This window comes from Marinobacterium sp. YM272, assembly GCF_050908845.1.
Taxonomy (GTDB): domain Bacteria; phylum Pseudomonadota; class Gammaproteobacteria; order Pseudomonadales; family Balneatricaceae; genus Marinobacterium_D.
The window spans coordinates 2,286,188-2,306,006 of sequence record NZ_CP194171.1 but is presented as its reverse complement, the minus strand read 5'-3'; the positions used below and the strand labels follow the sequence as shown (position 1 = coordinate 2,306,006).

Here is a 19,819-nt window from a genome sequence, read left to right as displayed (position 1 = left end):
TAGCCGCCAGGCCCAGGCATCCGGTCCGGGGGCGCTATCGACTTGTTCGTGGCTTCCCTAACCTTTATCGCGCACATCCGCTATAATGTGCGCCTTTTCCAAGCAACCGCCAATTAGTGAGACTGTTCGACATGGAGCTTTCTGCCCTCACCGCTGTTTCCCCGGTCGATGGACGTTACGGCAGTAAAACTGCCGACCTGCGCAACATATTCAGCGAATACGGATTGATCCGCTTTCGCGTTGAAGTAGAGATCCGCTGGCTCCAGCAGCTTGCCGCACATCCGCAGATCAGCGAAGTCCCTGCCCTGAGCGACAACGCCAACGCACGCCTGAACAGCATTGTCAGCGATTTCGGTATCGAAGATGCCGAACGTATCAAAGAGATCGAGCGCACCACCAACCATGACGTCAAGGCGGTGGAGTACTTCATCAAGCAGGAGATCGCGGAAAACGACGAGCTGGTGGCAATCAGCGAATTCGTTCACTTCGCCTGCACCTCTGAAGACATCAACAACCTGTCTCACGCGCTGATGCTCAAGAACGGCCTGGCGGAACTCAACCAGCCGATGCAGAAAATCGCTGACGAGATCGCCGAACTGGCGCGCAAGCACGCCGATCAGCCGATGTTGTCCCGCACCCACGGCCAGACCGCCTCTCCGTCCACCCTGGGCAAAGAGATGGCCAACGTGGCTTGCCGCCTGCAGCGCCAGCTCAAGCAGCTGGACGCTATCGAGTTCTTCGGCAAGATCAACGGCGCCGTCGGCAACTACAACGCTCACCTGTCCGCTTATCCCGAAGTGGACTGGGAAGCCAACGCCAAGACGTTCGTTGAGTCTCTGGGCCTGGACTGGAACCCGTACACCACCCAGATCGAGCCGCACGACTACATCGCCGAGCTGTTCGACGCCGTCTGCCGCTTCAACACCATCCTGATCGATTTCGACCGCGATGTCTGGGGCTACATCTCCCTGGGTTACTTCAAGCAGAAGACCATAGCCGGCGAAGTGGGCTCCTCGACTATGCCGCACAAGGTCAACCCGATCGATTTCGAAAACTCCGAAGGCAACCTTGGCATCGCCAACGCGGTGATGCAGCACCTGGCTGCCAAACTGCCGATCTCCCGCTGGCAGCGTGACCTGACCGACTCCACCGTGCTGCGCAACATGGGCGTCGGCTTCGGTTACAGCATGATCGCCTACCAGGCCAGCCTCAAGGGTATCAGCAAGCTGGAGATGAACGCCGAGCGCCTGAACACCGACCTGGATAACGCCTGGGAAGTACTGGCCGAGCCGATTCAGACCGTGATGCGCCGCTACGGCATCGAAGCGCCGTACGAGAAGCTCAAGGAGCTGACCCGCGGCAAGGCGATGACCAAAGAGACCCTGATGGAGTTCATCGACAAGCTGGACATCCCGGCCGAACCGAAAGCGGCTCTGAAGGCGATGACGCCGGGCAGCTACACCGGTAACGCAGCGGATCAGGCGCGTCGCATCTGATCCCGCCTGCAACAGCGAAAGAGCCGGCACTGCCGGCTCTTTTACGTTCAGGACGATAAAACCCTCTACCCCGCGGCTTCCGCGCTGGACAGAGATCTCAATCCACCCCGACACATCCATCACCATGCTGAGCAATATTCGAATCGTACTGGTAGAAACCTTTCACCCCGGCAATATCGGCGCAGCGGCCAGGGCGCTGAAAAACATGGGGCTGAGCCAGCTTTACCTGGTAAAACCACGCCTATTTCCCCATGAAGAGGCCGAGTCTCGAGCCGCCGGTGCCAAAGATCTTCTCGACGTCGCGATTGTCGTCGACAGCGTCGAAGAGGCTATCGCCGACTGCCAGCTGGTCATCGGGACCAGTGCCCGGGAGCGCACCTACGACCTGCCCCTGCTCGACGTGGAAAGTGCCGCCGCTCAAGTCATACAGGAGTCAGCCAGCGGCGAGATCGCTATCCTGTTTGGCCGCGAGACCATGGGACTCAATAACGCCGAGATGCTGCTGTGTAACCGCCATCTCTATATTGATGCCAATGAAGAATACCCGGTACTGAATGTGGCCCAGGCGATCCAGCTGGTGTGCTACGAATTGCGTCGCGCCGAAAAACGCAGCGCCCTGACACCCTCTGAGCCAGCCCCCTATCCGCGCCAGCAGGAGATAGCCCTGTTTTATGAACACCTGGAGCGCGTACTGAGAGTGACCAACTTCATCATCCCCCAGCACGAAGGCCGGGTCATGGATAAGCTACGTCGCTACTTTAATCGCTCCCGTCCGGAAAAAGCCGAACTGGGCATGCTGCGCGGCATCCTCGCCTCGGTAGAGGAAACCGTTGCCCGGCTAAGTAAAGACTGACCAGGTAGATTACAACTCTTGTGCACCGCTGCTACAGTTAATCGCAAAAAGCAGAGGGAGAGCCCAATGAGTCAGAGCCTGCACCAGTTAGCCAACCAGGCCGGCGAGCTTCACAAAGCACTGGCCGATGCCGCGGAAAACATGGAACAGTACCAATACAATCTCAGCGGCATTCAGCGCTGCGCCGACCAGATATCCAAATGCCTGCGCATGGTAGGCAACAACCGCACCGCGGCGCTGTCATCGAAAGATACCCGCAAAGTGATGGAAGAGCTGGAGCAGGCGGCAAATGAACTTCAGGAGCTCCTAACCAAGTGATTGATCAATACCCGCTCGGCGAACTCTCTGCCGAGCAGTTTCTCACCGAATACTGGCAGAAAAAACCGCTGCTTATCCGCCAGGCGATCCCCGATTTCGAACCACCGGTGAGCGCTGATGAGCTGGCCGGCCTGGCCTGTGAGGCCGAGGTTGAATCCCGTCTGATCCGTTTCGATCCGGACAAAGACCACTGGTCACTTGAGCAGGGGCCCTTCAAGGAGGAGCATTTTGCAACCCTGCCGGAGTCCCACTGGACCCTGCTGGTACAGGCCGTGGACCACTGGGTACCTGAAGCCGCCGAGCTGATACAGCGCTTCAGTTTTATTCCCAACTGGCGCGTCGATGACCTGATGATCAGCTATGCCGCCAACCTGGGTGGTGTGGGGCCCCATTACGACAATTACGATGTATTCCTGCTCCAGGCAGAAGGCTGCCGACGCTGGGAGCTCGGCGGGTTGTGCGATGAGGATTCACCGCGCCGCGACGACGCACCAGTGATGATTCTGCCAGAGTGGGTCGTCGAGCAGTCCTTTGATCTTGAACCAGGCGACATGCTCTACCTGCCGCCGCAGGTGGCTCATAACGGCTACGCGATCGGTGATGGCTGCATGACCTACTCCATCGGCTTTCGTGCCCCGGCACACAATGAAATCCTGCGCAGCTTCAGCGATTTCATCGGCGAGCAACTGGGCCGTGAGACGCGCTACACAGACGCAGACCTGGAGCTGCAGCAGAATCCGGGAGAGATCAGCAGCGCCGCCATAGACCGTGTCACCGGGATACTGGCAGGCTACCTGCAGGACCGCGAGCAGCTGAGCCGCTGGTTTGGTGAATACATGACCGATCCCAAGTATCCGGAGTTAACCGAAGAAGGAGAGTCGATCACGACCGATGAACTGGTTGAATCGCTTGACGAGGGTTACCTGATCCGCCGCAACGAGGGCGCCCGCCTGGCCTATGTGCGCAGTAGCGACAACAAGACCCGGCTGTTCGCTGATGGTAAAAGCTATTCGGTGACTTCCGGTTCCACCGCGTTACTGGAACAGCTCTGCGGTGAACACAGAAGCATCCGTATTGCTGCCACTGAGCTGTCTGAACAGCAGCTTGACCTGTTATGTCAGCTGATTCACGCCGGCAGCCTCTACCTGAGCGACGAATAAATCACCCCCAGAGGCCGGTCGCAGGATAGCGCTCCGGCCTTTTTATCCTTCCGATGTTCTTAAAAACGCGATCTGATAGAACAAAACACCGGCAGCCCTTCGACTTTCGTCAAACAGCCATCCGACAAACTCTCAAAAATGCAACTGACTACAAATTTTGTAGTCAACTTTTTATAGACTTTAAAGCTATTTATAATATGTTTTTTATTCTATTTAGTTTATGTAAATTACCGCTTTTTACTCCTCGACCAAAGTATTTGCTACCAAAGAAATAGAACCTCAACCCCCTGTTAAATCTGGCGATTTTGCATCGCAGCACAAATTCGGCCGGGTAGTATTACTACACCTCACCCCAAAACCCGCTTGTAGTCCTTGTACATACTTTGCTGCTGTGCACAAAACCGCTTTGACACCCTCCTCGCCAGACCACATCATTCGCCCCATAGCATCGCACTACCCCAATAAATAGCGATGACAAACGTGAAGCTTTTTGATTCACCCAACAGGAAGACTGTCGAGGAAAAGCCATGTCAGATTACAAAAAAGCAATAGACGCAGTAGCCAGCCTCAAAGCGGTAAACGGAGCCCCCTGGGAAGGTATCAACCCGGAGTTCGCAGCTCGCATGAAAGTGCAGAACCGCTTTAAAACAGGCCTCGATATTGCGCGCTACACCGCAAAGATCATGCGTCAGGATATGGCTGAATACGACGCCGACTCTTCTCAGTACACCCAGTCCCTGGGTTGCTGGCACGGCTTCATCGGTCAGCAGAAGCTGATCTCTATCAAGAAGCATTTCGGTACCACCAAGAAGAGCTACCTGTACCTCTCCGGCTGGATGATCGCCGCACTGCGCTCTGAATTCGGTCCGCTGCCTGACCAGTCCATGCACGAGAAAACCTCTGTACCGGCACTGATCGAAGAGCTGTACACCTTCCTGCGCCAGGCTGACGCTCGCGAACTGGGCGGCCTGTTCCGCGCTCTGGACGCCGCTCGCGAAGCTGGCGATAGCGCCAAAGAAACAGAAGTTCAGGACAAGATCGACAACTTCCAGACCCACGTTGTGCCGATCATCGCCGACATCGACGCCGGTTTCGGTAATGAGGAAGCCACCTACCTGCTGGCCAAGAAAATGATCGAAGCCGGTGCCTGCGCGATCCAGATCGAAAACCAGGTGTCTGATGAGAAGCAGTGCGGCCACCAGGACGGTAAAGTCACCGTTCCGCATGCCGACTTCCTCGCCAAGATCCGCGCAGTACGCTACGCCTTCCTGGAACTGGGTGTTGACGACGGTGTCATCGTGGCACGTACCGACTCCCTGGGTGCTGGCCTGACCAAGCAGATCGCTGTCACCAACGAACCGGGCGACCTGGGCGACAAGTACAACGCCTTCCTGGACGGCGACTACGTTGAAAGCGCCGACGACATCGCCAACGGTGACGTGGTTGTCAAGGCCAACGGCAAGCTGCTCAAGCCCAAGCGTCTGGCTTCCGGCCTGTTCCAGTTCAAGAAAGGTTCTGGTGAAGACCGCTGCGTCCTGGACTGCATCACCTCTCTGCAGAACGGTGCCGACCTGCTCTGGATCGAAACCGAGAAGCCGCATGTTGGCCAGATCGGCGGTATGGTAAACCGGATCCGCGAAGTGGTTCCGAATGCCAAGCTGGTTTACAACAACAGCCCGTCCTTCAACTGGACCCTGAACTTCCGCCAGCAGGTATTCGATGCCATGGCTGAAGAGGGCAAGGACGTATCAGCATACGATCGCGCCAACCTGATGAGCGTTGAGTACGACGATACCGAACTCGCTGCCGCTGCCGATGAGAAGATCCGCACCTTCCAGGCCGATGCGTCTCGTGAAGCGGGTATCTTCCACCACCTGATCACGCTGCCGACCTACCACACTGCGGCCCTGTCTACCGACAACCTGGCCAAAGAGTACTTCGGCGAAGCAGGTATGCTGGGCTACGTCGCTAACGTACAGCGCAAGGAGATCCGTCAGAGCATCGCCTGCGTCAAGCACCAGAACATGGCCGGCTCCGACATGGGCGACGACCACAAGGAATACTTCTCCGGCGACGCAGCCCTGAAGGCTTCCGGTAAAGACAACACAATGAACCAGTTCTAAACCGGTTTTATCTCCGCGGTCTGCCGACCTTTCTCCCAGTGGGGTCGGCGCTGCCGGAGAGTCTGACCGGACTCTCCCGGCCCGCTGGTCAAGCCCCGCTATCCGCGGGGCTTTTTTGTTTTGTACAACGCCAGCATCCAAACACTGTTATGCCACCGGGCAACTCGCTAAACTCATGATATCCAATGATTAACGAGTTACCTGCATGCGTCCCTGGCTTGACCATTTTCCCGCGCTGAAAGATATCACCACACCTGGATGGCAGGCTGCCTGCGAGCAGGCCCGCGAAATACAGCTGCCACCCGGGCAGCCAGTCTTTCATACCGGTGACCGCTGTCAGCAGTTTATTCTGGTACTCGAAGGTTCGGTGCGTGTACAGAAGCTCTCCGAATCCGGGCGAGAGATCGTTCTCTACCGCGTGGAATCGGGCCAGTCCTGTATCCTTACAACCGCCTGCCTGCTGGGAAACAGCCCTTATCAGGCGGAGGCCTTCACCGAAACAGAGGTGCGGGCGGTGGCTATTCCTTCCCGGGCGTTTGAACAGGCGCTGGATGACAGCAAACAGCTGCGCGACTTTGTCTTTGCCGGCTACGGCCAGCGTTTGACCGAGCTGCTGATGCTGATCGATGCCATCTCTTTTGGCCGCCTCGACTGCCGCCTGGCTGCACGTCTGCTGAAATCAGATGACACGCCGATCCGTACCACTCACCAACAGCTGGCCAATGAACTCGGCAGCGCCAGAGAAGTGATCAGCCGAACACTGAAAGAGTTCGAGCGCCGAGGCTGGGTCAAACTCGGGCGCGGCAGTATTGAGGTGATCGACGCTGCCCAACTCAATAACCTGAGCCATATGTGATTTAGTCACTGAACAGACGTCCGGCACCACCTAAACTGAATACAGTTGAGCAAGTAAAGGAGAGTCTCAAATGAAAGCGAATGTAGGTGGCATCGACCGCATATTGCGGATCCTGATTGGTGTTGCGCTGATCGCCGCCACCCTGACCGGCGCCTTACCGGTATGGGGATGGATCGGTATTATCCCTCTGGCAACAGGCCTGTTCAGCTTCTGCCCGCTGTATAGCCTTATCGGTGTCTGCACCAAGAAAAACAGCTAAAACAACCGGTACAGGGGCTGCTTTAACCAAGCAGCTCCGGCAACTTTGCAATGGAAGCGATCTGGTAATCAGGCGTAATACCACTGCGCTTTACCAGCTCAGGGCGATATTTGCCCGTCTCCACCAGTACGCCGGTGCATCCCGCCTTTATCGCCCCGCCGATATCCGACTCCACGTCATCACCGACCACGGCGACCTCAGCTGGCTGCAGACCCAGACTTGCACAGGCCGCTTGAAAAAAGGCATTTGCCGGCTTTCCGATCACGACCGCCTCGACCTGCGCCGCATATTCCAGGCCGGCAACAAAGGCACCGATATCCAGCGCCAGGCTATCACCGGTTTTCCAGTAACGATTGCGGTGAATACAGACCAGCCTCGCCCCGTTAACCAGCCACTGAAAGGCGCGATTCAGGCGAGCATAATCCCAGGCTGTGCCTATATCACCGATTACGACCGCCTCCGGCGCCGTCTCGTCGATCTCGAAGGAAGCGGCCAGCGAGCCTCTGACGCTGTCGTTGACGATCACGGCAATGCGGCTGATACCCTGCTCGGCCAGCCAGGTCTGCGTCGCCTGCACGGCACTGAACACCGATTCAGGACCAACCGGCAAACCGAGATCGGCCAGATGGGCCGCCAGTTGTTCCCGGGTTTTGGTTGACGTATTGGTGATATAGCGAAATGGTAAGGATTGACCCTGCAGCCAATCGATAACATCGAGTGTCCCCTCGATAAGCACGTCATCGACGTAGAGCACGCCGTCCAGATCCAACAGCACACCGCGAATATCATCCCTGCGACCTCCTGCGCCCTTAGTCATTCAGTCATTCTGCTCCTTCTCGCAATGGCTACCGTCGCACACAGGCGGTGTCTGTGTGTGTTTGCAGGTACAGAGAAAGACAACATCGTCTTTCTCTGCCTCGAAGACCAGAGGATCCAGCCCGGTCCCCACATGGCTGCCATCGCAAAATGGCTGACTGGCGGATCTACCGCAAGCGCACCAGGCGTATACCTCACCCTGTTTTAACTCGACTTGCACCGGTGCGCTCCCTGCCCGATGAACTGGTGAATGGCTCATAACCCAACCCTCCTGCACTGTCGCTAAAATTAGGCGAAGGCCGGAGACTGGTCAAACTCAGGATTCTTCCTGCTCTTCCTTTGCCTTTTTCGCCTCGTTGATTCGACGGATCTTTTCCGCCAGCGGGCCACCGTGACGGGTACCCTTGCGACCCGCCTCTTCATCACGTTCTACGCGGCTTTGCGTGGCCTGCGCCTTTTCGTACACAGACAGATGCTTCTTGCGGTCACGGATCGCCTTTTTCTTGCGGCTTTCCTTGCTATCCGGATCCGCCAAGCGTTCCTGCTTTCTCGGCTTCTGCTCCAGCACAGGCATGAATTTACCCAGCCTGCGCTCCTTTTTTTTACGTGTCATAGATCTTTCTCCTCATCCGCGGCGACCGCTTCGGCCTGCTCGCGCTCAATGCGTTTTTGCTCCCATTCCTGGGGCGTTTCAAAGGTAACCCTGCCGATTTTCCCTGCGCGCAGCTCGGTCAGCAGGATATCGGACGCCTTGTAACTATCGACGACACCGCCCGGCTTCAGGCACCCGCGCTTGCGGCCAATCTGCTCAATCAGTTTTTCGGCACTATCCGGCGTTTCTTTGAGCTTAAAGCGCTCGGTTACCAGCTCGGGGTATTCGGCGAGAAGGAATCCGGCGGCATAACCTGCAACCAGGTCGTACTCGATGGCGGTGTCCTTGATGGCACCGCTTGCGGCCAGGCGGTATCCGGAATCGGGATCCTCTATCTTGGGCCAGAGAATCCCCGGCGTATCGGAAAGGGCCATGCCATTGTGCACGCTGTACCGCTTCTGCCCCTTGGTGACCGCCGGCTCATTACCAACCTTGGCGATTTTCCGCCCCAGCAGTACGTTGATCAGCGTCGATTTGCCGACATTGGGAATTCCCATGATCATCGCCCTGACAGGGCGCCCCGCGCTGGCCCGGGCCGACGCCGCCTGTTTGCACAGCTCAGGGATCTTCTGCACCAGCTTTTTGTTGGTTGTCGTCAATGCCAGCGCCGTGGTGCCCTCCTGCGCATTGAAGTAGACCAGCCAGTCACGCGTAACCAAAGGATCCGCCAGGTCTTCCTTGTTCAATAGCTTGATGACCGGCTTGCCCCGACGCAGTTGATCGACCAGGGGGTTTTCACTGGACTGAGGCAGGCGCGCATCAAGCACCTCGATGACCACGTCCACCTCGTCCATCACTTCGGCGATCTCTTTTCTCGCCTTGTGCATATGTCCTGGGAACCAGTTGATTCTCGTCATTATTCACTCAGTATATTAATCGACCGCACAGTATACTCTTCTTGCCCGGCTCCAGCAGCCAACCAAGGGTGGCGCGAGGCCTCCCAGCAGGTAAAATACCGCCCAGGACTTTAAGGAAAGGACTATATCTACATGTCACAGCAGGCCGATTCCAGCCAGGCACTGATCGCTCGCCACCCCATCTTCGATAGCCAGCAACGTGTTATCGCTTATGAGCTGAGCTACCACCAAGATACCAGCCTGAACGACATGCTCGCCGGCAGCCCGGAAAGCGATTCGGGCTCCGAAATGATCCTGTCTACTTATACAAGCATATCCGACCAGGGTGAAATCAAGCGCGTACCGGCCTTTCTGCCCATTTCCAGCTCCATGGTCGCCAACATGCCGAACCTGCCCACCAAACAGGTTGTGTTGCTGCTGAAACTGCCGGAAAAGCCGGATAGAGCCTTTGCCGAACTCCTCGTCGGGCTGGCCAAACAGGGCTACCGGGTGACGCTGTCAATTCCTGAATACAAGCCCCAGCTGGACCCGTTCCTGAAACTGGTAAAGATCGTCAAACTGGATATTCAGAACATCCCGGCCGCCGAACTCCAGCAGCAGGCAGCTAGCCTTGGCAAAGTGAAAGTCACCGCCCTGGCAGCCAATATCAAAACGATCGAACAGCTGGAAACCTGTATCGAAGCCGGGTTCAAACTCTTCGAAGGCTCGTTCCTGAGCCGCCCCAAAGTGGTCAAGGGCCGGCGCATAGGAGCCAACCAGGTAGCACTGATGCAGCTTATACAGGAGCTGCAAAAGCCCAACGCAAAGCCGGAAATCCTCGAAGAGATGATCATCCGCGACCCGGTACTGACCTACAAACTGCTCAGGATCGTCAACTCCGCAGCCTACTCACTGGTACGCAAGGTGGAGTCTATCTCTGAAGCCGTCGTCATGCTCGGCATCGATCAGGTACGCAAATGGGCCACCCTGATCTCCATGACCAGCAACCAGGACAAGCCGGAAGAACTTTCCCGCACCCTGCTGATCCGCGGCCGCATGTGCGAACTGATCGCGGACGGAGAAAATCTCCCAAGCCCCGGCTCTTACTTTATGGCCGGCATGATGTCCGGTCTTCACGTGATGCTCGACGTTGATCAGGCAACCATGCTTGAACAGGTCCCGCTCGGCGAAGATATCAAAGTGGCGATCGCCAGCTACGAAGGTGATATCGGCAATGTTCTCAAGCAGGCTATCGCCTACGAAAGCGGCGAATGGGAAAAACTCCCCGCCGACTTTAACATCGCCCTGTTCGAAGCCGCCTATCGCCACAGCCTTGACTGGGCCAAAGAAGCGATGCAGGCAATGTACGAATAATCGCTGCCAGAGAGTACAAAAAAAGCGACCCACGGGTCGCTTTTTTATCGTCTGAACAGCGTCAGTCCTGCGGCGCCGCCTTGGACTGCTCCTGATTCTCGTAAATCAGGATTGGATCCGACGTTCCCTCGATAACACCCTCGTCGATAACCACCTTGGTCACGCCATCCATGGATGGCAGCTCATACATGGTTTCGAGCAGGGTCGCCTCGAGAATCGAGCGCAGACCACGAGCACCGGTTCTGCGATCCAGGGCATGGCGGGCCACCGCCTGAAGCGCTTCCTTACGGAAGTCGACTTCCACCCCTTCCATATCGAACAGCGCCTGGTACTGCTTGACGAGACTGTGCTTCGGCTCGGTCAGGATCTGGATAAGTGCTTCTTCATCCAGTTCGGACAGCGTCGCAACCATCGGCAGACGACCGACGAATTCCGGAATCAGGCCAAACTTGACCAGGTCTTCCGCTTCGACATCGTGCAGAACTTCGGCAAGACGGCTCTCGTCCTTGCTCTTCACGGTGGCATTGAAGCCGATAGAGCTACGTTCGCTACGACCACGGATGATCTTCTCGAGACCCGCAAACGCACCACCGCAGATAAACAGGATATTGGACGTATCCACCTGCAGGAACTCCTGCTGGGGATGCTTGCGTCCACCCTGAGGCGGAACCGATGCAACCGTGCCTTCGATCAGCTTCAGCAGTGCCTGCTGAACACCTTCACCGGACACGTCACGGGTGATCGACGGGTTATCCGACTTGCGGGATACCTTATCGATCTCGTCGATATAGACGATACCGAGCTGCGCCTTTTCGACATCGTAGTCACATTTCTGCAGCAGCTTCTGGATAATATTTTCCACATCCTCGCCCACATAACCCGCTTCTGTCAGCGTGGTCGCGTCAGCGATGGTGAACGGCACGTTAAGCATGCGCGCCAGTGTCTGCGCCAGCAGCGTCTTACCACTACCGGTGGGACCGATCAGCAGGATGTTACTCTTACCGAGCTCTATATCCGCCTTGCCCTTATCCTGGAAACGAAGACGCTTGTAATGGTTGTATACCGCAACCGAAAGCACCTTTTTGGCACGCTCCTGTCCGATCACGTAATCGTCCAGGGTCACCTTTATCTCGGCCGGAGTCGGCAGTTTCTCGCTGGGAGCCTGCTCTTCGGTCTCCTGAATCTCTTCACTGATAATATCATTACAGAGATCGACACATTCATCACAGATAAAGACAGACGGGCCTGCGATCAGCTTTCGCACTTCGTCCTGGCTTTTGCCGCAGAAAGAGCAGAAAAGCTTGCTGCCACTTCCGCCTTTATCGCTGATCTCATCCGACATTCTGATACCTCAAAAAAGCCTTTTATCTCTTTATGCGGTCCCCCAACCCGGATTTCAACCCGGGCGGGAACCAGCAGAGCGATCCTTTACTCTGCCAACGTACGGCGCTCAAGCACCGAGTCGATCAGTCCATACTCCACAGCAGCACTCGGATCCATGAAATTGTCACGGTCGGTATCGCGCGAGATGGTTTCAACATCCTGACCGCAGTGAGACGCCAGTATGCTATTCAGTTTATTACGTATGGTGAGAATTTCACGCGTATGGATCTCGATATCGGTCGCCTGCCCCTGATATCCGCCTAACGGCTGATGGATCATCATGCGTGAATTCGGCAGAGCAAAGCGTTTGCCCGCTGCACCACCTGCCAGCAGCAGTGCGCCCATGGACGCTGCCTGACCGATACACATAGTGCTCACGTCTGGCTTGATGAACTGCATGGTGTCGTAGATAGCGAGGCCGGCTGTCACCGAACCGCCGGGTGAGTTGATGTAAAGATGAATATCTTTATCGGGGTTTTCCGCTTCGAGGAACAGCAACTGCGCCACGATCAGGTTCGCCATGTGGTCTTCGACCTGGCCTACCATGAAGATCACCCGCTCTTTAAGCAGTCGGGAGTAGATATCGTAAGCGCGTTCTCCACGAGAACTCTGTTCTACCACCATCGGCACCAAGCCGCTGTTGGTTATGCCACTGGAACGCCCATTCAAGATGTCCGTCATATTCACTTCTCCTTAAGAGCCTTTGAAAGCAAAAACGACAGCCAGCAAAATTGCCAACTGCCGTTTTCGAGATTTCGGCGCCCCACCGGGGTGGACGTTTGAGCGCTTCTTTCGCGTAAGGCGTTACTCCGCCGCTGCTTCGGCCTCAGCTTCCTGAGCAACCTGCTGCGCCGGCTTAATCGCCTCTTCGTAGCTGACTTCTGTCTCCACGACTTTAGCAGATGCGAGAAGGTGATCAACTACCTGATCTTCAAGAACCATGTTTTTGATCTGATTCAGGATCTGCTCGTTGCCGTTGTAGTATTCGATAACCTGCTGCGGCTCCTGGTAGGTTTCAGCCAGCTCGGCGATGGTTTCCTGAACACGTGCGTCGTCAACTTTCAGTTCGTTGGCCTTAACCACTTCCTGAACCAGCAGACCAACAACTACGCGGCGCTTGGCCTGCTCTTCGAACATTTCCTTGGGCAGGGTGTTCGGGTCGATCTGAGCGTTCGGGCCACCGAACTGCTGAACAGCCTGGCGACGCAGGGTATCGATCTCTTCGTCAACCAGAGCAGACGGCGCATCGATTTCATTCAGCTCAACCAGCTTGTTGAACACCTGCTCTTTCATCTTGGCTTTCAGGGAGTTCTTCAGTTCACGCTCCATGTTCTTGCGAACTTCGGTGCGGAAACCTTCAACTTCGGTCTCTTCGATACCGAACTTCGCGAAGAACTCAGCGTTCAGTTCCGGCAGTTCAGACGCGGAAACAGACTGCACCTTGACCTTGAACTTGGCGGGCTTGCCTTTCAGGTTTTCAGCGTGGTATTCCTCAGGGAAGGTAACGTCCAGTTCCAGCTCATCACCGGCTTTCGCGCCGACCAGACCCGCTTCGAAGCCCGGGATCATGGAGTTGGAGCCCAGCACCAGGTCGTGACCTTCGGCCTTGCCACCTTCGAACGCTTCACCGTCGATGAAACCTTCGAAATCGATCTTGACGCGATCGCCATCTTCGGCAGCACGCTCAACTTCAGCCCATTCAGCCTGCTGCTTGCGCAGGGTGTCGATCATCTGGTCCAGGTCAGCGTCCTGAATCTCAGCGGACTGCTTTTCAACTTCAGCAGCGGAGAAATCAGCCAGCTCAACTTCCGGGTACACTTCGAAAGTTGCAACGAACTGCAGGTCTTCACCTTCTTTGTCGTTTTTGAGATCGATGCTCGGGCCACCGGCCGGCTTCAGCTCTTCCTGCTGGACAGCCTGGTAGAAGCTTTCCTGAACAACGCGGTTCAGGACATCGTAACGGATCGCATCGCCGTACATACGCTTGATAACTTTCGGCGGCACTTTACCCGGGCGGAAACCATCCATGCGGCGAGTCCGGGCCTGCTGCATAACCTGTTTATCCACGTCCTGGTCAATTCGCTCGGCGGGAACCGTTACGGTCATCTGACGCTCAAGGCCGGAAGTCGTTTCGACAGAAACTTGCATGAAATTCCTCACAAATAGATTGCAGCGTTTATAGCGACCTGCGTTGGCGCCTTGAATCCCGCCCCTTTCAACGCATGAAAGCCAGTCGGGATACAGACATCCGATACACAGTGCCTGAAATTATAAAGCGCAAAATTGTCCGGCAATGGGCCTGATTAGTCAAGCAAATCGCCCGCAATTACGGCGCGCACACGAACGGCAAACAGGAAAATCGGCAGCGCCGATATGAAATGATTTACTGGGTAAGAAAGAAAGGAAATGGGGTGGATGATGGGGCTTGAACCCACGACCGCCGGAATCACAATCCGGAGCTCTGCCAACTGAGCTACATCCACCACAACTGTCAGGAAATGGTGCGGGAAGAGAGACTCGAACTCTCACGCCTTTCGGCACTGGTACCTAAAACCAGCGTGTATACCAATTTCACCATTCCCGCGACTGACGCGATGCTAGGTACATCTTGTAAAGAGGAATGGGGTGGATGATGGGGCTTGAACCCACGACCGCCGGAATCACAATCCGGAGCTCTGCCAACTGAGCTACATCCACCATAACCTCTTTTTACTCGCCGGACTGTCGCAAGAGCAATCACAAGTGGCGCGCCCGGCAGGGCTCGAACCTGCAACCTACGGCTTAGAAGGCCGTTGCTCTATCCGGTTGAGCTACGGGCGCCTCTTGCTGCCCGACTCCCGCTGCGTGACTGGTGGGTCCCGCTGCGAAGTGGTGCGTATCCTAAGGGAGCCGACCGGAAGCGTCAATAGCGAGTTGTAACTTTTTTCAGAAAAAACAAAGGGCTGTGTATTTTATACACAACCCCATGATTTTTTTACGCTTTCGGCCAGGCGTTTAACCTTCCCGGTACCAGGTTGTACCTTCCCGGCTGTCTTTCAGAATCACGCCCTGATCGGCCAGCGAATCACGGATTCGATCAGCCTCGGCGAAGTCCCGGTCCTTTTTCGCCTGCTTACGTGCCTCAATCGCAGATTCGATATCTTCAGCGCTCAGTTCACCTTCACGCGCCTCACCCTGCAGGAACGCCTCTGGAGCCTGTTGCAGCAGACCCAGCACACCACCGAGACGCTTAAGCAACGCAGCGAGAGCCCCGGCCTGGGGAGCCTTTTCGCGAGTCGCCTTGTTCAGCTCGGTAACAAGATCAAACAACACCGCCAGCGCCCTGGGGGTGCCGAAATCATCATCCATCGCCTGCTGGAAGCGCTCTTCGTAATCGCTCTCCAACCCCTCTTCGGTGCCGGCCGGCGCATCGCCGAGCGCCTGATAGAAGCGCTCCAGCGCCTGACGGGCCTCGCGCAGACTATCTTCGGAGTAGTCGATAAAACTGCGGTAGTGAACCGAAGAAAGGAAGTAACGCACCACTTCCGGGTTATAGCTTTTCAGCACTTCGCGAATGGTGAAGAAGTTACCCAGGGATTTGGACATCTTCTCCTGATTCACCCGCACAGGTCCGGCATGCATCCAGTAGTTTACGTAGGTGCAGCCGTTGGCAGCTTCAGACTGGGCTATTTCATTCTCATGATGCGGAAACGGCAGATCAGGACCTCCGCCGTGAATATCGAACGTCTCACCGAGGCAGCATTTGGACATGGCAGAGCACTCGATATGCCAACCGGGGCGACCCGGACCCCAGGGAGATTCCCAGCTCACTTCGCCGGGTTTGGCCGCTTTCCAGAGCACGAAATCCACCGGACTCTCTTTCGCATCACCAACCTCGATACGCGCACCGGCCTTGAGTTCATCGATCACCTTGTTGGTGAGTCGACCATAGGGCTCGAATTTTTCGACGCGGTAATACACATCACCGTTACTGGCGGCATAGGCGTATCCCTTGTCCACCAGGGTCTGCACCAGGTCGATGATATCAGCGATATGTGCCGTCGCACGCGGCTCCTGGTCGGGTCGCAGCACACCGAGACGTCCTTCATCTTCATGCATGGCGGCTATCATCCGCTCGGTGAGGGCATCAACCGATTCGCCGTTTTCCGCCGCCCGCTTGATAATCTTGTCATCCACGTCGGTGATGTTACGGACATAGGATACATCCCAACCGCGATAGCGCAGGTAACGCGTGATCAGGTCGAAACACACCATCACCCGGGCATGTCCGATATGACAGTAGTCGTATACCGTCACACCACAGACATACATGCGGATCTTGCCCTTCTCGAGAGGGACAAACGGACCTTTGGAGTTCGTGAGGGTGTTATAAACTTGCAACATGTAAAATTCGCCAATCCATTCCAAATTCAGTGTCGATGGGAGACCGGGTCCAGGCGGACACGCCCCAGACGGGCCTCACCGAGAATGCTTTTTTCCCGGGTCAGTAACAGTTCATTGCCCTGCCAGGCGATACCTTCCCACTGGCCCGAAGGCCAAAGCCGGTGCCGCTGAGCCCCGGACCAGTCCGCCCTGCCCGCTGCTACCGGGACAATCCATATAAAGGTGTCACTGGATAACTGCCCGAGGGTATAACCAAGCAGCACAAGCTCCTGCCTGTCGGAGCTGTAGTCAGCACCGGTCACCAGCCCCGATACAGGCCAGGTCGCAACCGCCGCCAACTGCTGCTCATCCGCGCCAGGGTCAAGCTGATAAAGGCGGGTATCACCGCTCTGCCAGCCCTTGGTGAACAGCCAAAACCGATCTTCCACCCAGGTAACAGCTTCACAGTCGTTATCATGAGCGTGGGTACCCTTACCGGCTTTGGCATCTGCCAGGCGGAACTCGATATAGTCCGACGCCACCGGCGCGTCATCCGCACCATCAAGCAGCTCGCTCCAGGCGATCCGGTAAAGCTGGAGCCACTCCCGCCGACCGGTATTGTTGCCGCAATCGGCGACAAAAAGGTCGCGATGATCGGAGGCCAGCGATTCCCAGTCAATATTGACGGCAGCGCTCACCCGAGTTCGTTCAAGCACCTGCCCCTGCCGATCAAACTCGAACAACCAGGGACCGTTGCCGCTGTCGTTGATCGTCCAGATACGGCCGTCATGGAGTGCCAGCCCGGACGATTCGTTCAGACGCGGATCCAGCGGCGCCAGGGTTTCGATCTCCAGATAGCCGCCAGCACCTGCTGGCGGCAGCAGAGAGCAGCCCGTGAGCGATACCAGCGCCGACAGTAGCAGCCCTCTGAGCAACATGGTTACTTATTCTGCATCTTCGCCCAGGAATCCCTCAGGCCCACAGTGCGGTTAAACACCATCAGGCTCTCACTGGAGTCCGGATCAACACAGAAATACCCCTGACGCTCGAACTGGAAACGGCTTTCGACAGCCGCCGTCTTCAGACCGATCTCCGCCCGCGCCTGCGGATAGACCACCAGCGACTCCGGGTTGATGAAATCGTGGAAGTCCCGCTCTTTATCACCATCGGGGTTGGGCTCGGTAAAGAGCCGGTCATAGGCGCGCACCTCACAGGGGATAGAGTTCTCCGCCGATACCCAGTGAATAACACCCTTGGGCTTGTAATCGGTCGGGTTCGCCCCTTTGGTATCAGGGTCGAAGCTCGCCTTGAGTTCTACGACCTCGCCGTTTTCATCCTTGATCACTTCTTCGCAGCGGATTACGTAAGCACCACGCAGGCGCACCGCTTCACCCGGTGACAGACGTTTCCATTTACGCGGCGGTACTTCGGCAAAATCTTCACGTTCAATCAGCAGGTTGCGCGTGAACGGCACCTTGCGCAGCCCCATGGACTCATCCTTCGGGTGAGCCGGCAGCTCGAACCACTCCTCTTCACCTTCCGGCATATTGGTGATCGTCAGCTTGATCGGCTCGAGCACACACATGGCACGAGGCGCATTCACATCCAGGTCATCACGCACAGCGGATTCCAGCATGCCCATGTCAACCACACCGTTGGAGCGGGTAACACCGATCATTTCGCAGAAGTTACGGATGGATGCCGGGGTATAACCGCGACGACGCAGACCGGAGATGGTCGGCATGCGCGGATCGTTCCAGCCGTTGACCTTGGCTTCGTCGACCAGCAGCTTGAGCTTGCGCTTGCTGGTCACCGTGTAGTTCAGGTTCAGACGGGCAAATTCGTACTGTCGCGGCTTAACCGGTACCGGCAGGTTTTCGACAAACCAGTCGTAGAGCGGGCGGTGATCTTCAAATTCAAGGGTACAGATGGAGTGCGTCACCCCTTCCAGCGCATCGGACTGGCCGTGCGTGAAATCGTACGACGGGTAGATGCACCACTTGTCACCGCTCTGGTGATGATGCGCCTTGCGGATTCGGTAGATGACCGGGTCGCGCAGGTTGATGTTCGGCGCCGACATATCGATCTTGGCACGCAGCACGCATTCGCCTTCCTCGAAGGCACCCTCACGCATCTTCTCGAACAGATCGAGGTTCTCGTCCACACTGCGGCTGCGGTAAGGACTATCCTTACCCGCTTCGGTCAACGTACCCCGGTACTCACGCATTTCGTGAGCGCTGAGACTGTCGACGTACGCCTTGCCTTCACGAATAAGGTGAACAGCCCACTGATACAGGGTATCGAAGTAGTCGGAGCTGTAACGGATATCACCAGACCAGTTGAATCCGAGCCAGCGCACATCCGCGACGATGGAGTCGATGTACTCCTGGCTCTCCTTTTCGGGATTGGTGTCATCAAAGCGGAGATTGCACTCGCCGCCATACTTTTGCGCGGTGCCAAAATTGAGACAAATCGACTTTGCATGCCCGATATGCAGGTAGCCATTAGGCTCCGGCGGGAAACGTGTAACGACTTTGCCTTCGTTAACACCGTTTTTCAGGTCTTCTTCGATAATCTGATGAATAAAATTGGTCGGCTTGGTGCTTTCGTTTTTGGTCATATCCGCGTCTTGTCGCTACTGAATTGACGCAGTCGCTCGATGAAATGAAGCGACTGGAAACTGAGGGCGACATTATAACCGGAGAACGCGGAGCAACGCACTGTCGTGCGAGCCAGAGTCCGTCAATTAGATGCACTCAACTGCGACTTGAGTATAATGTCCGGACACTAATAAGTATGAATTGGATACAGAGACCAGCATCATGATCACCCTGCACACTAATTTTGGCGACATCACGCTTGAACTGAACCACGAAAAGGCTCCGAAGACAGCAGCCAATTTTGAACAGTACGTGCGCGACGGTTTTTACGACGGCGTGATCTTCCACCGGGTCATCGACGGCTTCATGATCCAGGGTGGCGGTTTCGAGCCGGGTATGACCAGCAAGAAAACCCGCGAAGCGATCGACAACGAGGCCGATAACGGGCTTTCCAACCAGGCCGGCAGCATCGCCATGGCCCGCACCATGGACCCCCACTCGGCATCTGCCCAGTTTTTCATCAACATTTCTGACAACCTGTTCCTGGACCACACAGCCAAAACCACCGAAGGCTGGGGTTACGCCGTATTTGGCAAGGTCGTCGATGGCATGGACGTAGTTAACCGCATCAAGTCCGTCCGCACCACCATGCGCGCCGGCCACCAGGATGTACCCGCAGAAGACGTCATTATCGAGCGCGCGGTCATCGAGGAAAAAGCTGACGCCTGATC

The 19,819-nt window shown here is 56.3% G+C and carries 19 protein-coding genes and 4 tRNA genes; 9 read left to right on the top strand and 14 right to left on the bottom strand.

All coding sequences use genetic code 11. The features are described 5' to 3' along the window. Nucleotides 1-131: 131 nt before the first annotated feature. The 7 genes from purB (at nt 132) to ACQUQP_RS10345 (ending at nt 7,065) form a co-directional block, all read left to right on the top strand. Nucleotides 132-1,496 (top strand): adenylosuccinate lyase, encoded by a 1,365-nt coding sequence (purB, locus tag ACQUQP_RS10375; protein ID WP_432698692.1) that lies wholly within the window; start codon nt 132-134, stop codon nt 1,494-1,496. Nucleotides 1,497-1,620: 124 nt separating this feature from the next. After that, nucleotides 1,621-2,349 (top strand): RNA methyltransferase, encoded by a 729-nt coding sequence (locus tag ACQUQP_RS10370; RefSeq protein WP_432694955.1) that lies wholly within the window; start codon nt 1,621-1,623, stop codon nt 2,347-2,349. A gap of 66 nt (nt 2,350-2,415) precedes the next feature. Further along, nucleotides 2,416-2,667, top strand: a complete 252-nt coding sequence (locus ACQUQP_RS10365) for a hypothetical protein (RefSeq protein ID WP_432694954.1) — start codon at nt 2,416-2,418, stop codon at nt 2,665-2,667. After that, nucleotides 2,664-3,827 carry a JmjC domain-containing protein gene (locus ACQUQP_RS10360; protein WP_432694953.1) on the top strand — a complete coding sequence of 388 codons (1,164 nt, stop codon included), beginning with the start codon at nt 2,664-2,666 and terminating at the stop codon, nt 3,825-3,827. Before ACQUQP_RS10365 ends, ACQUQP_RS10360 begins: the two co-directional genes overlap by 4 nt. 527 nt (nt 3,828-4,354) lie before the next feature. Continuing rightward, nucleotides 4,355-5,950 (top strand): isocitrate lyase, encoded by a 1,596-nt coding sequence (locus ACQUQP_RS10355; RefSeq protein ID WP_432694952.1) that lies wholly within the window; start codon nt 4,355-4,357, stop codon nt 5,948-5,950. A 205-nt stretch (nt 5,951-6,155) separates the two neighbouring features. Then, nucleotides 6,156-6,806, top strand: a complete 651-nt coding sequence (locus ACQUQP_RS10350; RefSeq protein ID WP_432694951.1) for a Crp/Fnr family transcriptional regulator — start codon at nt 6,156-6,158, stop codon at nt 6,804-6,806. A gap of 70 nt (nt 6,807-6,876) precedes the next feature. Beyond that, the gene (locus tag ACQUQP_RS10345; protein ID WP_432694950.1) at nt 6,877-7,065 is read left to right on the top strand and encodes a YgaP family membrane protein; all 189 of its coding nucleotides are present in this window, start codon (nt 6,877-6,879) and stop codon (nt 7,063-7,065) included. A gap of 22 nt (nt 7,066-7,087) precedes the next feature. Here ACQUQP_RS10345 and ACQUQP_RS10340 read toward each other — a convergent pair whose 3' ends face one another. Genes ACQUQP_RS10340 through ylqF form a run of 4 tightly spaced genes read right to left on the bottom strand, consistent with a single transcriptional unit; the run spans nt 7,088 to nt 9,390 of the window. Then, nucleotides 7,088-7,882, bottom strand: coding sequence for a TIGR01458 family HAD-type hydrolase (locus tag ACQUQP_RS10340; RefSeq protein ID WP_432694949.1), 795 nt, complete (start codon nt 7,880-7,882; stop codon nt 7,088-7,090). Further along, nucleotides 7,883-8,140 carry a CDGSH iron-sulfur domain-containing protein gene (locus ACQUQP_RS10335; RefSeq protein ID WP_432694948.1) on the bottom strand — a complete coding sequence of 86 codons (258 nt, stop codon included), beginning with the start codon at nt 8,138-8,140 and terminating at the stop codon, nt 7,883-7,885. Between the two features lie 57 nt (nt 8,141-8,197). Beyond that, nucleotides 8,198-8,494 carry a hypothetical protein gene (locus tag ACQUQP_RS10330; RefSeq protein ID WP_432694947.1) on the bottom strand — a complete coding sequence of 99 codons (297 nt, stop codon included), beginning with the start codon at nt 8,492-8,494 and terminating at the stop codon, nt 8,198-8,200. Next, entirely contained in the window at nt 8,491-9,390 is a 900-nt protein-coding gene (gene ylqF / locus ACQUQP_RS10325) for a ribosome biogenesis GTPase YlqF (RefSeq protein WP_432694946.1), read from the bottom strand. The genes ACQUQP_RS10330 and ylqF overlap by 4 nt, the downstream gene beginning before the upstream one ends. 132 nt (nt 9,391-9,522) lie before the next feature. Between ylqF and ACQUQP_RS10320 the strand changes: the two genes are divergently transcribed. Further along, nucleotides 9,523-10,743: an EAL and HDOD domain-containing protein gene (locus ACQUQP_RS10320; RefSeq protein WP_432694945.1), complete on the top strand. Its 1,221-nt coding sequence runs from the start codon at nt 9,523-9,525 to the stop codon at nt 10,741-10,743. A gap of 61 nt (nt 10,744-10,804) precedes the next feature. On the opposite strand, the gene clpX is transcribed toward ACQUQP_RS10320, so the two are convergent. The 10 genes from clpX to ACQUQP_RS10270 form a co-directional block, all read right to left on the bottom strand. Beyond that, the gene (gene clpX / locus ACQUQP_RS10315; protein ID WP_432694944.1) at nt 10,805-12,085 is read right to left on the bottom strand and encodes an ATP-dependent Clp protease ATP-binding subunit ClpX; all 1,281 of its coding nucleotides are present in this window, start codon (nt 12,083-12,085) and stop codon (nt 10,805-10,807) included. A gap of 86 nt (nt 12,086-12,171) precedes the next feature. Continuing rightward, on the bottom strand, nt 12,172-12,807 hold the full coding sequence (clpP, locus tag ACQUQP_RS10310) for an ATP-dependent Clp endopeptidase proteolytic subunit ClpP (protein ID WP_432694943.1): 636 nt from the start codon (nt 12,805-12,807) through the stop codon (nt 12,172-12,174). Between the two features lie 123 nt (nt 12,808-12,930). Then, the gene (tig, locus tag ACQUQP_RS10305; RefSeq protein ID WP_432694942.1) at nt 12,931-14,274 is read right to left on the bottom strand and encodes a trigger factor; all 1,344 of its coding nucleotides are present in this window, start codon (nt 14,272-14,274) and stop codon (nt 12,931-12,933) included. Between the two features lie 259 nt (nt 14,275-14,533). Next, nucleotides 14,534-14,609 (bottom strand) — tRNA-His (locus tag ACQUQP_RS10300). Nucleotides 14,610-14,625: 16 nt separating this feature from the next. After that, nucleotides 14,626-14,710: transfer RNA gene (locus ACQUQP_RS10295), tRNA-Leu, on the bottom strand. Between the two features lie 37 nt (nt 14,711-14,747). Next, nucleotides 14,748-14,823, bottom strand: a tRNA-His gene (locus ACQUQP_RS10290). A gap of 46 nt (nt 14,824-14,869) precedes the next feature. Further along, nucleotides 14,870-14,946 (bottom strand) — tRNA-Arg (locus ACQUQP_RS10285). 174 nt (nt 14,947-15,120) lie between these two features. Next, nucleotides 15,121-16,509 (bottom strand): cysteine--tRNA ligase, encoded by a 1,389-nt coding sequence (gene cysS / locus ACQUQP_RS10280; RefSeq protein WP_432694941.1) that lies wholly within the window; start codon nt 16,507-16,509, stop codon nt 15,121-15,123. 26 nt (nt 16,510-16,535) lie between these two features. Further along, the gene (locus ACQUQP_RS10275; RefSeq protein WP_432694940.1) at nt 16,536-17,426 is read right to left on the bottom strand and encodes a hypothetical protein; all 891 of its coding nucleotides are present in this window, start codon (nt 17,424-17,426) and stop codon (nt 16,536-16,538) included. Nucleotides 17,427-17,428: 2 nt separating this feature from the next. Then, nucleotides 17,429-19,108, bottom strand: a complete 1,680-nt coding sequence (locus ACQUQP_RS10270) for a glutamine--tRNA ligase/YqeY domain fusion protein (RefSeq protein WP_432694939.1) — start codon at nt 19,106-19,108, stop codon at nt 17,429-17,431. 202 nt (nt 19,109-19,310) lie between these two features. On the opposite strand from ACQUQP_RS10270, the gene ACQUQP_RS10265 reads away from it, so the two are divergent. Then, complete coding sequence (locus ACQUQP_RS10265) at nt 19,311-19,817, top strand: peptidylprolyl isomerase (RefSeq protein WP_432694938.1); 507 nt, start codon at nt 19,311-19,313, stop codon at nt 19,815-19,817. The last annotated feature ends 2 nt before the right edge of the window (nt 19,818-19,819 follow it).

Bases quoted from the DNA above. Each gene is read 5' to 3' on its own strand.
- purB (WP_432698692.1), top strand. From the start codon at position 132: ATGGAGCTTTCTGCCCTCACCGCTGTTTCCCCGGTCGATGGACGTTAC.
- ACQUQP_RS10370 (WP_432694955.1), top strand. From the start codon at position 1,621: ATGCTGAGCAATATTCGAATCGTACTGGTAGAAACCTTTCACCCCGGC.
- ACQUQP_RS10365 (WP_432694954.1), top strand. From the start codon at position 2,416: ATGAGTCAGAGCCTGCACCAGTTAGCCAACCAGGCCGGCGAGCTTCAC.
- ACQUQP_RS10355 (WP_432694952.1), top strand. From the start codon at position 4,355: ATGTCAGATTACAAAAAAGCAATAGACGCAGTAGCCAGCCTCAAAGCG.
- ACQUQP_RS10350 (WP_432694951.1), top strand. From the start codon at position 6,156: ATGCGTCCCTGGCTTGACCATTTTCCCGCGCTGAAAGATATCACCACA.
- ACQUQP_RS10345 (WP_432694950.1), top strand. From the start codon at position 6,877: ATGAAAGCGAATGTAGGTGGCATCGACCGCATATTGCGGATCCTGATT.
- ACQUQP_RS10340 (WP_432694949.1), bottom strand. From the start codon at position 7,882: ATGACTAAGGGCGCAGGAGGTCGCAGGGATGATATTCGCGGTGTGCTG.
- ACQUQP_RS10335 (WP_432694948.1), bottom strand. From the start codon at position 8,140: ATGAGCCATTCACCAGTTCATCGGGCAGGGAGCGCACCGGTGCAAGTC.
- ACQUQP_RS10330 (WP_432694947.1), bottom strand. From the start codon at position 8,494: ATGACACGTAAAAAAAAGGAGCGCAGGCTGGGTAAATTCATGCCTGTG.
- ylqF (WP_432694946.1), bottom strand. From the start codon at position 9,390: ATGACGAGAATCAACTGGTTCCCAGGACATATGCACAAGGCGAGAAAA.
- ACQUQP_RS10320 (WP_432694945.1), top strand. From the start codon at position 9,523: ATGTCACAGCAGGCCGATTCCAGCCAGGCACTGATCGCTCGCCACCCC.
- clpX (WP_432694944.1), bottom strand. From the start codon at position 12,085: ATGTCGGATGAGATCAGCGATAAAGGCGGAAGTGGCAGCAAGCTTTTC.
- clpP (WP_432694943.1), bottom strand. From the start codon at position 12,807: ATGACGGACATCTTGAATGGGCGTTCCAGTGGCATAACCAACAGCGGC.
- tig (WP_432694942.1), bottom strand. From the start codon at position 14,274: ATGCAAGTTTCTGTCGAAACGACTTCCGGCCTTGAGCGTCAGATGACC.
- cysS (WP_432694941.1), bottom strand. From the start codon at position 16,509: ATGTTGCAAGTTTATAACACCCTCACGAACTCCAAAGGTCCGTTTGTC.
- ACQUQP_RS10275 (WP_432694940.1), bottom strand. From the start codon at position 17,426: ATGTTGCTCAGAGGGCTGCTACTGTCGGCGCTGGTATCGCTCACGGGC.
- ACQUQP_RS10270 (WP_432694939.1), bottom strand. From the start codon at position 19,108: ATGACCAAAAACGAAAGCACCAAGCCGACCAATTTTATTCATCAGATT.
- ACQUQP_RS10265 (WP_432694938.1), top strand. From the start codon at position 19,311: ATGATCACCCTGCACACTAATTTTGGCGACATCACGCTTGAACTGAAC.